This is a genomic window from Sphingobium sp. WR1 (assembly GCF_059693745.1).
The window spans coordinates 26964-41835 of sequence record NZ_JCATID010000006.1; the positions used below are offsets into that span (position 1 = coordinate 26964).

Consider the following 14872-nt stretch of genomic DNA (forward strand, 5'->3'; position numbering starts at 1 on the left):
CCATCGGAGCGACATTGGATTGCTTCGCTACGCTCGCAATGACGATGTCAGCGGGATATTTTCCGCCTCAGTCCCAGTCCACCCGCGTCCAGCCCCGTTCCGCCGCCAGTTTCGCCAGCGGCTTGTGCGGATTGGACGCAAAGGGAATGTCGGCATATTCCAGCATCGGCGCATCCGACACATGGTCGGAATAGGCGCGGATATAGGCCTGCGACCGGTCGATCGCCTCGGCCGCCATCCACGCCTTGATCATGCGCAGCTTGCCCGTGTCATAGCAATTCTCGCCGGCGATCTTCGCGCGGACATAGCGAAGATCCTGCGACAGATGATCGGTCGCGATAACCGCGTCGAACCCCAGCCGCCGCGCGATCGGCTCGACATAGAGGCGATAGGAGGCGGTGGCGAGCACCAGCCGATAGCCGTCCGCCCGGTCCTTCGCGATCTGCGCCACCGCGCCCTGCCGCAAATTGGTCGCCACCACCTTGTCGGCATAGCTTTCGATATGGGGCATCAGCTTCGCGCGCTCGACATTGGGACCGATCATCAGCGCCTGGTTCAGTTCCTTGAGGCGCTGGCGCGTGATCAGCTTCAGCACATAGGCGAGCATCAACAGGATGACGCAGGGGAACAGCAGCAACCGCCACGGCGCCATCCGCCGCGCCACATGAATCAGGAACCCCGTATAGGTGCCGCTGAACGTCACCGTGCGGTCCATGTCGTAGATCGCCAGCCTGTGCGTCATGCCGTTTCCGAAACTTTTGCCCTTACCCGTCGTTCTGACCTGCGGATGGGCCGTTTCGGCTTGCCGTGCAACCGATAATGGACCACTAAACCGCCTTGATGAACAAAGCCGCCGACCTTTCCGAAGAAACGCGCGATGGCGGCACGGTAATACGGCTTTCGGGAAACCTGGCCATAGCGTGCCTTCACGACCTGCCTGCCCGCCTCGAAGGGCTGCAGGGCCCGGTCAACGCGATCGACCTGTCCGGGGTCGACCATATCGACACGATCGGCGCCTGGACGGTGCATCGCACCGCCAAGCGGCTGGGCGCGGAAATCAACGGCGCGCATGACGAGGCCCAGCGCCTGATTGACGCGATCGGCAAGTTGGACGAACCGGTGCCGATCCGTCCGGAGCATGTTCACCCCCTGCGCCGAGTCGTGGGCGAGATCGGCGAGGCCGTCGTCAATTCGGGCACCACCTTGCTGGGCCTGCTCGGCTTTTTCGGCGCGACGCTTGTCGCCAGCTGGAGCCTGATCCGCCATCCCAGCCGTTTCCGGTGGAACGCGGTGGTCCAGCGCTTCGAGGTGGTGGGCGTTTCCGCCCTGGGCATCATCGGCCTGATGAGCTTCCTGATCGGCATCGTCATCGCCCAACAGGGATCGGTGCAGCTCAAGCAGTTCGGCATGGAGGTGCTGACCATCAACCTGGTCGGCCGCCTCACCTTCCGCGAACTGGGCGTGCTGATGACCGCGATCATGGTCGCCGGCCGCTCCGGCTCCGCCTTCGCCGCGCAATTGGGCACGATGAAGCTGACCGAGGAGATCGACGCGATGCGCACGATCGGCGTCTCCCCGATGGAGGCGCTCGTGCTGCCGCGCACGCTGGCGGTCGTGATGATGATGCCGCTGCTCGGCTTCTACAGTTCGATCGTCGCGATCATCGGCGGTGGCTTCCTGTGCGCTGTCGCGCTGGAAATCCCGCCGATCACCTTCGTCCAGCGGTTGCGGGAGGTGGTGCCGATCACCGATCTCTGGGTCGGCCTCATCAAGGCCCCGGTGTTCGGCGTCATCATCGCCCTGTCGGGCTGCTTCCAGGGGATGCAGGTCAAGGCCAATGCTGAGGAGGTCGGCCTGCGCACGACCTCCGCGGTGGTGCAGGCGATCTTCCTGGTCATCGTCATCGACGCCTTCTTCGCGGTCTTCTTCACCTGGGTGGGCTGGAACTGATGAGCGAAGAGGAAATCCAGGAAGCAGAAGATCGCCGGATCGAAGAAGCGGTCGAAACCGCGGACATCGCGATCAAGGTGCGCGGCCTCAAGAACAGCTTCGGCAACCAGATCGTGCACGAACATCTCGACCTCGACGTGCGCAAGGGCGAGATTTTGGGCGTGGTCGGCGGATCGGGCACGGGCAAGTCCGTCCTGATGCGGTCCATCATCGGTCTCCAGACCCCCGATGAGGGGGAAGTCTGCGTCTTCGGCGAATCGATGATCGGGCGGCTGGACGACGAGGCGCTGGCGATCCGCAAGCGCTGGGGCGTGCTGTTCCAGGGCGGCGCGCTCTTTTCGACCCTGACGGTGGCCGAGAATGTCGAAGTCCCGATCCGCGAATATTATCCCAATATCGGCCCGGAGCTGCGCGACGAGATCGCCGCCTACAAGATCCGCCTGACCGGCCTGCCGACCGAGGCCGGCCCCAAATATCCGTCCGAGCTGTCGGGCGGCATGAAGAAGCGCGCGGGCCTGGCCCGCGCCTTGGCGCTGGACCCGGACCTGCTGTTCCTGGACGAGCCGACCGCCGGTCTCGATCCGATCGGCGCGGCGGCCTTCGACGACCAGACGCGCAAGCTGCAACAGACGCTGGGCCTCACCGTTTTCCTCATCACCCATGATCTCGACACGCTCTATTCGATTTGCGACCGGGTGGCCGTTCTGGCGGACAAGAAGGTGATCGCGGTCGGCACGATCGAGGAGCTGCTGGCGCTCGACCATCCCTGGATTCAGGAATATTTCAACGGCCCGCGCGGCCGGGCCGCGACCGCGGCGGTCGCGCGCGAACAGGGCAAGGCGGCGAGCAAGCCGACGGACGGAAGGCGATAGGATATGGAAACCCGCTCCAATCATGTGCTGGTCGGCACGGTCACGCTGCTGTTGCTGGCCGCGGTGATGATCACGGCCTTCTGGTTCTCGCGCCTGTCGCAGGGTGACAACAAGGAATATGACATCTTTTTCAAACAGTCGGTCAGCGGCCTCGCCAAGGGGTCCGCGGTCAACTATTCGGGCGTGCCGTCCGGGCAGGTCGAAAAGATCGAACTGTGGGATCGCGATCCCAGCTTCGTGAAGGTGCGGATTTCGGTCAAGTCGGCCACCCCGGTGCTGCAAGGCACGACGGCGACGATCCAGGGCGTCGGCTTCACGGGCGTGAGCGAGATCGTGCTGGACGGCGCGGTCAAAGGCGCTCCGCCGATCATCTGCCCTGCGGAAAACCCCAAGGCGGTGTGCCCCGACGGGGTGCCGATCATCCCGACCAAGCCCGGCGCGCTGGGCGAGCTGCTCAACAATGCGCCGCAATTGCTGGAGCGGCTGTCGACCCTGACCGAGCGGCTGACCGAATTGCTGAACGACAAGAATCAGCAGTCGATCGCCGGCATCCTCGCCAATGTGGAGCGGGTGTCGGGCGCGCTGGCCGATCGCAGCCCCGAAATCGCCGCCACGCTGGCCGAAGCGCGTATCGCCGTGCAGCGCACCGGCGTCGCGGTCGAGCAGATCGGCAAGCTCGCGGCCACAACGGATTCGATGCTGAACGAGGAAGGCAAGCCGCTGCTGGGCGACCTGCGCAAGACCGTGCAGGCGGCGACGCGCAGCATCGATACACTCGACAAGACCATCGGCGAGGCGCAGCCGGGCGTCCATGCCTTCAGCACCCAGACCATGCCGGAGGTGAACCAGCTGGTGCGCGATTTGCGCGAAATGTCGCGGGCCTTCCGCGGCGTCGCCGAAAAGCTCGACCAGCAGGGCGCCGGATCGCTGGTCGGATCGCCCAAGCTGCCGGACTATAAGCCATGAAGCCGGACCATCAGAGGCCAGACCATCAGAGGAAAGAGAAGCGGACCATGATCCACGCGAAATCCCGCAGCGCGATGGTCGCGCTCGCCGCCGCCGCCGTCCTGCTGTCGGGCTGCGTGTCCTTCGGCGCGAAGCCCCCGGTGCAGTTGCTGACGCTGGACGCCGCGCAGAAGGTGCCGGCAGGCGCGGCTCGCGTCGCCGGCGGCGGGCGAACCCTGATCGTCGCCGATCCCGAAGCGCCCAAGATGCTGGACACGATCCGCGTGCCGGTGCAGACGGCGCCGACTGCGGTCGCCTATGTGACCAAGGTCCAGTGGGCCGATACGCCGCGCCACCTGTTCCGCCGGCTGCTGGCCGAAACCATCTCCGCGACGACCGATCGGGTGGTGCTCGATTCGGGGCAGTTCTCCGGCGATGGCGGACAGCGGCTTTCGGGTGAGCTGCTGGCCTTCACCATCGACGCAGCCAGCCATAGCGCGACCGTCACCTATGATGCCGTGCTGACCACCCCCGCCGGTGTGGCGCTCGCCCGCCAGCGCTTTACCGCCAGCGCGCCGGTAAGCGGCAAGATCGAGGCGAATAATGTCGGCGCGCCGCTGAACGCGGCCGCGAACAAGGTGGCGGCCGATGTCGCCGCCTGGGTGGCGGCGGTCAAGGACTGAGCCCGCTTTCGGGTGGAGCGAGCGGCGGCGGTTATTCCAGGCTCTTGCTCGCCTGCTCGGTCACATCCTTGGACAGGCCCGGCTCGGCCAGGATGCGTTGCAATTCCGCTCGCATCATCGCGGCGCGCCCTTCATCGAACCGCTTCCAGCGTCCCAGCGGCGGCACCAGCCGGGCCGCCGTCTGCGGGTTGAGCTTGTCGAGCGCGATGATGCAGTTCGCGACCAGCCCATAGCCTCTGCCCGACTTGTGATGGAACGCCCATTGGTTGCCCGCGAAAGCGCCATAGAGCGATCGCACGCGGTTGGGATTGGCCAGGGTGAAGTCCTTGTGTCGCCCCAGTTCCTCGACCTGTTCGACCGTGTCGGGATGGAAGGCGAAGGCCTGGGTCTGAAACCATTTGTCCAGCGTCAGCGCGTCGGCCGAATAGCGGTTGTAGAAAATATCGAGCGCTGCCACCCGTTCCGCGCTGGTCCCGTTCGCCAAGGTGCCGAGCGCCGCCTGACGTTCGGTCATATTGTCGGCCTCGCTGAACTGGGCGAAGGCGATGGCCGGGCCGTCCTGCGCGCCCGACGCCACCAGATAATGAAGCGCGGCGTTGCGCAGCTTGCGCGCGCCCTTGGCAGCGGACGACAGCGCGAAGGCGTTCGCCCTGGTCCTGGCATGAACGTCGCGCCAGAGCGGCTCCAGTTCGGCGCCGATCTTCTGCTGCAAGGCGTCCCGCGCCGCGTGGATCGCATCGGGATCGACGATTTTCATCTGGTCACCCAGATAGGCTTCACTCGGCAGCCGGATGGTTTCCGCGACAAAGGCGGGATCGAGCGCCGGATCAATCAGCGTATTGCGGATCGCCTCGATCACCGCGCCATCATCCACATCCTGTCCGCCGATCCGGCCGACCAGCACATTGACCATGAGCTGCTGCATCGCCTCATAGCGGGCAAAGGGATCGTCATCATGCGCGGACAGGAAAGCGAGATCGGCCTGGCTGCGGTCGGTTTCCACGATCACCGGCGCCGAAAAACCACGATTGATCGACAGCACCGGCGCACTCGCGAAGCCGGGGAAAGTGAAGCTCTGCGTCGGATCGGTCAGCATCAGCAATTCGTCACCATGATGCGTGGCCGTCGCGGGATCGAACAGGGCGATGCGCAGCGGGATCGCCATCGGCGCCTTGTCGGGCTGACCGGGCGTCGCCGGCACGCTCTGCTCCAGCGTCAGTTCGACGTTGCGGCTGACAGGATCGTGCGACAGCAGGGCGCGGATGCGCGGCGTCCCCGCCTGCTCGTACCAGCGGCGGAACTGGCCGAGGTCGATATTCCCGCCATCCTCCATCGCGCGGACGAAATCCTCGCAGGTCGCGGCTTCGCCATCATGGCGGTCGAAATAGAGGTCGGTGCCGGCACGGAACCGTTCCGGCCCCAGCATCAGCGCCATCATGCGGATCACCTCCGCCCCCTTATTATAGATGGTCGCCGTGTAGAAGTTACTGATTTCCATATAGGATTCCGGCCGCACCGGATGGGCGAGCGGGCCACTATCCTCCTGGAACTGGGCGGCGCGCAGGATGCGCACATCCTCGATCCGCTTGACCGCATGGCTGCCCATATCGGCGGAGAAATTCTGGTCGCGAAAGACGGTGAAGCCTTCCTTCAGCGAAAGCTGGAACCAGTCGCGGCAGGTGACGCGGTTGCCCGACCAGTTGTGGAAATATTCATGCGCGACCACGCCTTCCACCCCGTCATAGTCGATGTCGGTGGCGGTTTCGGGATCAGCGAGAATATAGCGGGAATTGAAGATGTTGAGGCCCTTATTCTCCATCGCCCCGAAATTGAAGTCGGCGACGGCGACGATGTTGAACACGTCCAGATCATATTCGCGGCCATAAATGCGCTCGTCCCACGCCATACTGTCCTTGAGCGCCTTCATCGCATGGGCGGTACGCGGCAGGTCAGCTTCCTTGACCCATATGCCGAGCCGCACCGCGCGCCCGCTCATCGTGACAAAGCTGTCGGCGTTGCAGGCCAGGTCGCCCGCCACCAGCGCGAACAGATAGCAGGGCTTGGGGAAGGGGTCGTTCCAACGCGCCCAATGCCGGCCGTCCTCCATATCTCCCTGTTCGACCGGGTCGCCATTGGCCAGCAGGATCGGAAAGCGGGTCTTGTCGGCCGTCATGCGGACGCTATAGCGCGACAGCACATCGGGCCGGTCCGGGAAGAAAGTGATGCGGCGGAAGCCCTCCGCCTCGCATTGGGTGCAGAGCAGCCCGCCGCTGGCGTAGAGCCCCATCAGCTTGCTATTGCCCTCCGGCGCCAGCTCGACGAGCGTTTCGACGCTATGCGCTTCGCTAGGCAAAGCGACGATGAGCGCGCCGGCTTCCAGATGCCATTCCCCATCCGTCAGGATGCGCCCGTCGACCTTTACCTCCAACGGGACGAGGCCATCGCCATCAAGGCGCAGAGGGCGGTCATGATCGCCGTTGCGGGCGACGGACAGCGTCGCATGAACCCGCGTCAACGCCGGGTCGAGATCGAAGTCGAGCGCGATATCAGGGACCAGCCAGTCGGGCGCGCGATAGTCCGCGCGGCGAATGACGACGGGAGCGGCGGCGGTGGTGGAGAGCATGTCGGCCATCCCCGCAACCTAGGGAGCAGACAGGGAAAAGACCAGTGGGCTTGGGAGACAAGCCGAAGATCGGCGATATAATCTCCGTTCGCGCGAACGATGTCGAGAAACGTCTCATGCCTCCCGACATCGCTCGAAACGATGTACGATTTTCCTAAATGCGTTCGCCCGACAGCCGCTGGCAGAGCATGTCGAGCTGATCGAGGTTGGAATAGCGCATCGACAATATGCCCCCGGTCGAGGCCCCGTCATGGGCGATTTCCACCTTCAGCCCCAATATGTCGGCCAGATGCTGCTCCAGCGCGGCGATATCCGGGTCCTTCTCTCCCGCCCCGCCGCTGCTGCGGCGAACGGCCGGAGCTTCGGCGCCGGTCTTGACCTTGCGCACCAATTGCTCGGTATCGCGAACGGAAAGACCTTTTTCCTCAACCTGTTGCGCCAGCCGTTCGCAATCGGGAGCCCCGATCAGCGCACGGGCATGGCCCATGCTGATTTTGCTGTACATCACCTGCTGCTGCACCGATTCGGGCAGGTCGAGCAACCGCATCAGATTGGCGACGTGGCTGCGCGACTTGCCGACGATCCGGCCCAGCGCTTCCTGGCTGTGATGGAATTCGGCGATCAGCTTGCGATAGGCCTCCGCCTCTTCGATCGGGTTGAGATCCTCGCGCTGGATATTCTCGATCAGCGCGATCTCCAGCGTCTCCTGCTCATCAAAGTCGCGGACGATGGCGGGGATGCGATGGAGCTGGGCGCGCTGCGCCGCGCGCCAGCGGCGTTCGCCGGCGATGATCTGGAATCCGCCGCCATGGGGACGGACGATGATCGGCTGGATGACCCCGCGCTTGGCGATGCTGTCCGCCAGTTCCTGCAACGCCCCCTCGTCGAAATGACGACGCGGCTGTTCGGGATGCGGATGGATCAGCGCAACCTCGATGCTCTGCACCGACTTGCCATTTGCGACAGGAGCGGCGGTGGACGCCACCGGCTCTTCGCGGGAGACGTCGCCCAGCAGGGCGGAGAGGCCTCGACCGAGACCCTGGGGACGCTTGGCGATCTTCGGCTTATCGGTCGTTTCGTCGCTCAAGCGGCAACCTCCTGTCGGGGCAGGCGCGCGATCAATTCGCGCGCGAGACGCATATAGGCTTCCGATCCCGAGCAGCGGAAGTCGTAGATAAGGGCGGGGACGCCGTGGCTGGGCGCTTCGGACAGGCGCACATTGCGCGGTATCACGGTGGAGAAGACGAGGTCGCCAAGGCAGGCGCGTACATCGTCGGCGACCTGATCGGTCAGCCGGTTGCGGCGATCATACATGGTAAGCGCCACGCCCATGATCGACAGGCCCGGATTGAAGCGGCCGCGGATACGCTCGACCGTCTGGAGCAGTTGCGACAGGCCTTCCAGCGCGAAAAATTCGCACTGGAGCGGCACCAGCAGCGACTGGGCGCCGACCATGGCGTTGATCGTCAGCAGTCCAAGCGAGGGCGGGCAATCGATCAGGCAAATGTCCCAGCGGCCGGGCTGTGCTTCGGACAGCACACGTTCGAGCCGATGGGTGCGCTCCTCATAATCGATCAGTTCGATCTCCGCGCCGGACAGATCCTGGGTGGCGGGCACGAGGTCGAGCTTTGGCACCCGCGTCGTCACGATTGCGTCGTCCAAGGCGCAATTGCCCACGAGCAGGTCGTAGCTGGACTGGGCACGTTCGCCCTGTCCTACGCCAAGCCCCGTGGACGCATTGCCCTGCGGGTCGAGATCGACCAGCAGCACCCGAAGGCCCGTGGCGGCCAGACCGGTCGCGAGGTTGATCGCGGTCGTGGTCTTGCCCACACCACCCTTCTGGTTGGCGATGGCGATACGGATCATGGGCGATGTTTCCTCTTGCCGACAGGTGTGACGGACCGGGCGACGATGATGGCGCTTTCGGCATCGGTCACGCTGGGTTCCACGTGGAACATACCTTGCCACGCCGGACGCAATGCCTCCAGTTCATTTTGTGCATTTCGTCCCTTTGGCAGCACCCACAGCGTCTTTTTATCGGACAAGTGCAACGCGGACGCGAGCAATTTGGGCAGAGGCGCATAGGCGCGAGCGCTGATGACCGCGGCCTGTGTCGCGGGCACCGTTTCGACCCGTCCGCCGAACACCCTTGCATGGGCCAAACCCAGTTCGGCGACGACATCATTCAAAAAATCGATCCGCTTGCGGCGGGATTCGACCATCAGCACCGGCCGATCCGACAGGCAGGCTGCAACGATCCCCGGCAAGCCGGCTCCGGAGCCGAGGTCGATCCACTCACCCTCCTCCGCTTCACCGGCATGGCCGAGCAACTGGGCCGAATCGACGATATGCCGCGCCCAGATATGAGGGCGTGTCGATTCGGCGATCAGATTCTGCTCGTCCATGGCCGACAACAGGATCGCGACATAGCGTTCGAGCCGTTCCCATGTTTCACGTGAAACATCGAATTGCGCCAGGAGCCAGGCGCGCGCCTCCTCCTCGGTCACGCAGCCTCTCGCCGGACATGGACGAGAATCGCGGCGAGCGCGGCCGGTGTGATCCCGCGGATACGCCCGGCAGCGGCTAGCGTATCGGGTCGCGCCGCGTCGAGCCTTTCGATCATCTCGGTCGACAAGCCACCAATGGTGCGGAAGTCGAAATCGGCGGGGATAAGGACGCGCTCATTGCGTCGCAACTCGGCAATCTCGGCATCCTGCCGCTGGAGATAGGGAGCATAATGGGCGTCCTCCAAAATTTCCGTGCGCAGATCGGCCGGCGCATCGCACAAGGCCGGCGCGAGGTCGAGCAACAGCGCCTTGTCGACTTCGGGAAAGCGCGCCCAGTCGAACAGGCGGCGCCGCGCGCCATCTTGGCGCACCGCCGCACCTGCGCGCGCCATCTCGCTCGCGGTCATCGGGCGGGCGAGTTCCGCCTCGATTCCGGTCCGCATGACAGCACGCTCCGACAGGCGCGCAGCGCGAGCTTCGCCGATCAGGCCATGTTCAATGCCGATCGGACCCAGCCGCGTCTCGGCATTGTCCGCCCTCAGACGAAGTCGATATTCGGCCCGCGCCGTCAACATACGATAGGGTTCGGTCACGCCCTGAAGAACGAGGTCGTCGATCATCACGCCGATATAGGAGCTGGCCCGATCGAGAATCATCGCCCCTCCCCCCCCAGCGCGCGCGGCGGCGTTGGCGCCCGCGACAAGCCCCTGGGCGGCGGCTTCTTCATAGCCGGTCGTGCCATTGATCTGCCCGGCGCAGAAAAGACCGGGAACCGCGCGCACCTCCAAAGAGGCATCGAGCGCACGCGGATCGACATGGTCATATTCGACCGCATAGCCGGGCACGACAATTTCCACCCGCTCCAGCCCTGCCATGGAGCGCACCATCGCCACCTGAACATCGGTAGGCAAAGATGTGCTGATGCCATTGGGATAGACGAGATGATCGTCCAGCCCTTCGGGTTCGAGAAAAATCTGATGCCCGTCGCGATCACCGAAGCGCAGCACCTTGTCCTCGATCGAGGGGCAGTAGCGCGGTCCCCGTCCCTCGATCGCGCCGCTGAACAAAGGCGAGCGGCCAAGGCCGTCGCGAATGATCTGATGGGTGCGATCATTGGTGCGGGTGATGGCACAGGATAATTGCGGCAGGAGGCGCGCGGCGGTGAGCGGCGACATGGTCCAGCCCTCGCCGTCGGACGGCTGGATGTCGAGCCGGGCCCAATCGATCGTACGGCCGTCAAGGCGCGGCGGCGTCCCGGTCTTGAGCCGGGCAATCGGCAAACCCAGATCGCGAAGCTGGACGCCGAGCGCGGTCGCGGCGCGCTCCCCGATTCGGCCACCCGTTTCGCGCTCGTCGCCGCGAAAAAGCCTGCCACCGAGGAATGTTCCGGTCGCCAGCACCACGGCGGGCGCAGTCAGTGTGCGGCCATCGGCCAAAGCGACGCCTGTGACAGCATCGCCGTCAAGGAGGAGCGCGCCCGCTTCGCCCTCGACAATCGCCAGGCCAGGCTGAGTATCGAGCAGAGCATGAATGGCGGCGCGATAGCGCTTGCGATCCGCCTGGATGCGCGGCCCCTGCACGGCGGCGCCCTTGCTGCTGTTGAGCATTCGATAATGGATGGCCGCGGCATCCGCGGCGCGCGCGATCAGCCCATCGAGCGCATCGACCTCGCGCACCAGATGCCCTTTGCCCAACCCGCCGATCGCCGGGTTGCAGGACATGGCGCCGACCGTCTGCCGGTCGAAGGTGAGCAGCGCCACCGACGCGCCCTTGCGCGCCGCCGCTGCGGCGGCCTCACAGCCGGCATGGCCGCCGCCGACCACGATCACATCATAGCTTGTTCGCATGTCGCGCCCTTATCAGATTCGGGGCGCCTCGGTCAAAAGCGTTCCACGTGGAACAGTCTCATTTGCCGATACAGAATCCCGAAAACAGCCGATCGAGCATATCCTCAGTCCCGGCCTGCCCGGTAAGGGCATCGATGGCCGCGCGGGCAAGGCGCAACTCCTCCGCCGCGACAAGCAGATCCGTCGTCATGCCGGCGGCCGCGAGATGATCCTGTAATTGTCCAATTCGCTGTCGCTGTCGGGCATGGAGCGCATAATCCCCTTCCCCCGGCAACAATGTCGCGGCGCGCTCCAGCAGCGCGGCCACCAGCGCATCCATCCCTTCGCCGGTCCGAGCGGAAAGCCGCAACCCCGGTCGGGGAGCCTCAACGCGATCGCTCTGGGCGGCGATCAGAATGGCATCGTCGCGCGGCAAGTCCGTCGGCGGGCCAAGCCAGAGGATGATGTCCGCCGCATCCAGCGCCGCGCGAGCGCGATCGATGCCGATCGCCTCGATCGCATCGCCCGTATGGGCACGCAATCCCGCCGTGTCGGTGAAGAGGAAGGCGGTCCCGCCGATCGCGGCGGGCACTTCGATCCGGTCGCGAGTCGTGCCGGCAATGTCGGACACGATCGCCGCCTCGCGTCCGACCAGCGCGTTGAGAAGGGTCGACTTGCCGGCATTGGGCGGACCGGCCAGCACCACGCGCACGCCATCGCGCAAACGCTCGGCGGACGGCGCGGCGACGATAGCCGCAACATCCCGGGCCAGCGTGGAGATGCCCTCCCCAATCCGCGCCTCGATCGCCGTGTCGGGCACATCATCCTCGTCGGAAAAATCGAGTGCTGCCTCGGCCATGGCGGACAGGTCGAGAAGATCGCGACGCCAGCCATCGATCCGGCGTGAAAAATGCCCCTCCGCCATCAGCAAGGCAGCGCGACGCTGGCTCTGGGTTTCGGCGGCAAGCAGGTCGGACAGTCCCTCGACCGCGTTCAGGTCCATGCGGCCGTTGGCGAAGGCCCGTCGCGTGAACTCCCCCGCTTGCGCGCGACGCAGGCCTGGCATAGCGGCCAGCGCATCTTCCACTGCCGCGACGACGGCCCGCCCGCCATGGCAGTGCAATTCGGCCATATCTTCGCCCGTCACACTGTTGGGGCCGGGCAGCCAAAGCAGCAACGCCCGGTCGAGCAGGCTATCGTCGCGCGGGTCCCGCAACAGGGCAAGGCTGACGGTGCGGGGCCGCGGCAATCGACCGGCCAGCGCCCTCATCGCCGATCCGGCGCCAGAACCGCTCATCCTTATAACCGCGATTCCCGCCGGAGGCGAACCACTCGACAGCGCGAAAATCGTCTCCTGCTGGCTTTCGGCCACGAACCTTATTTCTTCTCGTCCTTGCCGCCGCTCATGCCGGCGAGGCCCACATTCATCATCTGCTGGAACAGACGCATACCCGCGTCGCCGAGCGGCGAGAAGCTCTTGAACAGCGTCTCCATCTGCTCGACATTGCCTACCCCGTCGAAACTGTCGAGCATCGTCCGAATATATTTGTCATGGATGGGCGTGACATCCGGCAAGCCCAAAAAAGCACGGGCCTCGGCAGGTGTGCAATCCACGTCGACGGTTACTTTCATGTCCCTGCCCTTCCCTGTTGGCGCATCGGATCGCGTTGCGCCGTAATGCCGCAAATCACCCCGCCGAAGCAAATTTTTAAACGCAGCGGGTGGTTGCGTGCATCCCCGGATCGGCCAATATGCGCTCCAGTCTCAACCGCGAAAGGATATCGGCATGGGCAGCTTCACTCCTATCAAGACATTGGAAGGCGACGCGCAGTTCGACGCCTATGTGGCGCAACCCGACGGCGGGGCTGCGGCCGCGATCATCGTCATCCAGGAAATTTTCGGGGTGAATGAAGGCATCCGGCGCAAATGCGACAGCTGGGCCAAGGCCGGCTATCTGGCCTATGCGCCCGACCTGTTCTGGCGCGAAAAGCCGCATGTCGAACTGGACGCCGATGTGCCGGCCGATTTTCAGGCTGCGATCGGCCATATGCAGAAACTGAACCAGGATCAGGCCATTCGCGATATCGAGGCGACAATCAAGGCGGCGCGCGCCGCGACCGGGGGCGGCAAGATCGGCCTTGTCGGCTATTGCATGGGCGGCCGACTGGTCTTCATGTCGGCTTGCCGCACCGACGGCGACGCCTTTGTCGGCTATTATGGCGTGGGCATCGACGGACTGCTGGGCGAACAGCACGCAATCGGCCAGCCCACGATGCTGCATATCCCGACCAAGGACGGGTTCGTGCCCCCCGAAACGCAAAAGGCGATGCATGACGGCCTGAAGGATAATCGCCATGTGACCCTGCACGACTATGAAGGGCTGGACCATGGCTTCGCCGCCGAGATGGGCAATCGCCGCGTCGAGGATGCCGCCCAGTTGGCCGACCGGCGCACCGCCGATTTCTTCGCCGAGCATCTGGCCTGATGGCCGGCGCGTGGCGGATGGTCGCCCGCAGCCATGGCGGGCCGGAGGTGATTGCGCGCGAGGATTTCGATCCGGGTCTTCCGGCTGAGGGCGAGTTGCTGATCGAACAGGAAGCGGTCGGCCTCAACTTCATCGACACCTATTATCGCACCGGCCTCTATCCCGCGCCGCTCCCTACGCCCCTGGGGGCAGAGGGCGCGGGCCGCGTCGTGGCGGTCGGCACGGGCGTTATCGCCTTTGCGGTCGGCGATCGCGTGGGCTGCGCCAGCGGCCTTGGCGCCTATGCCACGCACCGGACCGTTCCGGCGGACCGCGCGGTGAAGATTCCCAACGGCGTGTCGAGTGAAGATGCGGCAGCGATGATGCTCAAAGGCATGACCGCCTGTTACCTCGCCGAAGACATGATCGCTTTGAAGGCAGGTCAGGTCGCGCTGGTTCACGCGGCGGCCGGCGGGGTCGGATCGATTCTCGTTCCCTGGCTGCGCGACAAGGGCGTGATCGTCATCGCCCATAGCGGATCGGCGGAAAAGGCCGCGACCGTGCAGGCCGACCATAGTCTGCACGGCGCATTCGAGGATCTCGCCGCCACCGTCCGCGCGTTGACGGGCGGCACGGGCGTCGATGTCGTCTATGATGGCGTCGGCCGGGATAGCTGGAGCGCTTCGCTCGCCAGCCTCAAGCGACGCGGACTGTTGGTGAGCTATGGCAATGCCTCCGGCGCGGTGCCGCCCGTCAGCCTGCTCGACCTCAGCCGTGGCGGATCGCTCTATGTTTCCCGCCCGACCCTGTTCGACTATATCGCAACGGCGGAGGAACTGACGCACACCGCCGGTCGACTGTTCGATCGGATGCAGCGCGGCGTGGTGACGGCGCGCATCGGCCAGCGTTTTGCCCTTGCCGACGCGGCCGAGGCGCACGCGGCGCTGGAAGCCCGCCAGACCCGCGGCGCGACAGTGCTGATTCCATGAACGACTGAACGGC

At 65.0% G+C, this 14872-nt stretch carries 14 protein-coding genes; 6 read left to right on the forward strand and 8 right to left on the reverse strand.

Going from position 1 to position 14872, the window contains the following annotated elements:
* Positions 1 to 67: 67 nt before the first annotated feature.
* Positions 68 to 742 carry an HAD family hydrolase gene (locus tag AC58EF_RS09455; protein ID WP_497275880.1) on the reverse strand — a complete coding sequence of 225 codons (675 nt, stop codon included), beginning with the start codon at positions 740 to 742 and terminating at the stop codon, positions 68 to 70.
* Positions 743 to 840: 98 nt separating this feature from the next.
* Between AC58EF_RS09455 and AC58EF_RS09460 the strand changes: the two genes are divergently transcribed.
* The 4 genes from AC58EF_RS09460 to AC58EF_RS09475 are packed head-to-tail and all read left to right on the forward strand — an operon-like array spanning position 841 to position 4450.
* A complete protein-coding gene (locus AC58EF_RS09460) occupies positions 841 to 1950 on the forward strand; it encodes an MlaE family lipid ABC transporter permease subunit (protein WP_497275881.1) in 1110 nt (369 codons plus the stop codon).
* Complete coding sequence (locus AC58EF_RS09465) at positions 1950 to 2822, forward strand: ABC transporter ATP-binding protein (RefSeq protein WP_497275882.1); 873 nt, start codon at positions 1950 to 1952, stop codon at positions 2820 to 2822. The genes AC58EF_RS09460 and AC58EF_RS09465 overlap by 1 nt, the downstream gene beginning before the upstream one ends.
* A gap of 3 nt (positions 2823 to 2825) precedes the next feature.
* Positions 2826 to 3788, forward strand: coding sequence for an MlaD family protein (locus tag AC58EF_RS09470; RefSeq protein WP_497275883.1), 963 nt, complete (start codon positions 2826 to 2828; stop codon positions 3786 to 3788).
* Positions 3789 to 3835: 47 nt separating this feature from the next.
* Positions 3836 to 4450, forward strand: a complete 615-nt coding sequence (locus AC58EF_RS09475; protein WP_497275884.1) for an ABC-type transport auxiliary lipoprotein family protein — start codon at positions 3836 to 3838, stop codon at positions 4448 to 4450.
* A 31-nt stretch (positions 4451 to 4481) separates the two neighbouring features.
* Here the strand turns inward: AC58EF_RS09475 and pepN are convergent, their stop codons facing one another.
* From pepN to AC58EF_RS09510, 7 genes are all read right to left on the reverse strand, one after another.
* Positions 4482 to 7082, reverse strand: coding sequence for an aminopeptidase N (pepN, locus tag AC58EF_RS09480; protein ID WP_497275885.1), 2601 nt, complete (start codon positions 7080 to 7082; stop codon positions 4482 to 4484).
* A 145-nt stretch (positions 7083 to 7227) separates the two neighbouring features.
* Positions 7228 to 8160 carry a ParB/RepB/Spo0J family partition protein gene (locus AC58EF_RS09485; RefSeq protein WP_497275886.1) on the reverse strand — a complete coding sequence of 311 codons (933 nt, stop codon included), beginning with the start codon at positions 8158 to 8160 and terminating at the stop codon, positions 7228 to 7230.
* Positions 8157 to 8939, reverse strand: coding sequence for a ParA family protein (locus AC58EF_RS09490; protein ID WP_497275887.1), 783 nt, complete (start codon positions 8937 to 8939; stop codon positions 8157 to 8159). Before AC58EF_RS09490 ends, AC58EF_RS09485 begins: the two co-directional genes overlap by 4 nt.
* The gene (rsmG, locus tag AC58EF_RS09495; RefSeq protein ID WP_497275888.1) at positions 8936 to 9580 is read right to left on the reverse strand and encodes a 16S rRNA (guanine(527)-N(7))-methyltransferase RsmG; all 645 of its coding nucleotides are present in this window, start codon (positions 9578 to 9580) and stop codon (positions 8936 to 8938) included. Before rsmG ends, AC58EF_RS09490 begins: the two co-directional genes overlap by 4 nt.
* Positions 9577 to 11427 (reverse strand): tRNA uridine-5-carboxymethylaminomethyl(34) synthesis enzyme MnmG, encoded by a 1851-nt coding sequence (mnmG, locus tag AC58EF_RS09500; protein WP_497275889.1) that lies wholly within the window; start codon positions 11425 to 11427, stop codon positions 9577 to 9579. The genes rsmG and mnmG overlap by 4 nt, the downstream gene beginning before the upstream one ends.
* 58 nt (positions 11428 to 11485) lie before the next feature.
* Entirely contained in the window at positions 11486 to 12778 is a 1293-nt protein-coding gene (mnmE, locus tag AC58EF_RS09505) for a tRNA uridine-5-carboxymethylaminomethyl(34) synthesis GTPase MnmE (protein ID WP_497275890.1), read from the reverse strand.
* 5 nt (positions 12779 to 12783) lie between these two features.
* On the reverse strand, positions 12784 to 13038 hold the full coding sequence (locus AC58EF_RS09510; RefSeq protein ID WP_497275891.1) for a DUF6489 family protein: 255 nt from the start codon (positions 13036 to 13038) through the stop codon (positions 12784 to 12786).
* Positions 13039 to 13192: 154 nt separating this feature from the next.
* Here AC58EF_RS09510 and AC58EF_RS09515 point away from each other — a divergent pair, with 154 nt between their 5' ends.
* Both AC58EF_RS09515 and AC58EF_RS09520 read left to right on the forward strand, forming a co-directional pair.
* A complete protein-coding gene (locus AC58EF_RS09515) occupies positions 13193 to 13891 on the forward strand; it encodes a dienelactone hydrolase family protein (RefSeq protein WP_497275892.1) in 699 nt (232 codons plus the stop codon).
* Entirely contained in the window at positions 13891 to 14859 is a 969-nt protein-coding gene (locus tag AC58EF_RS09520; RefSeq protein WP_497275893.1) for a quinone oxidoreductase family protein, read from the forward strand. The genes AC58EF_RS09515 and AC58EF_RS09520 overlap by 1 nt, the downstream gene beginning before the upstream one ends.
* Positions 14860 to 14872 lie beyond the last annotated feature (13 nt).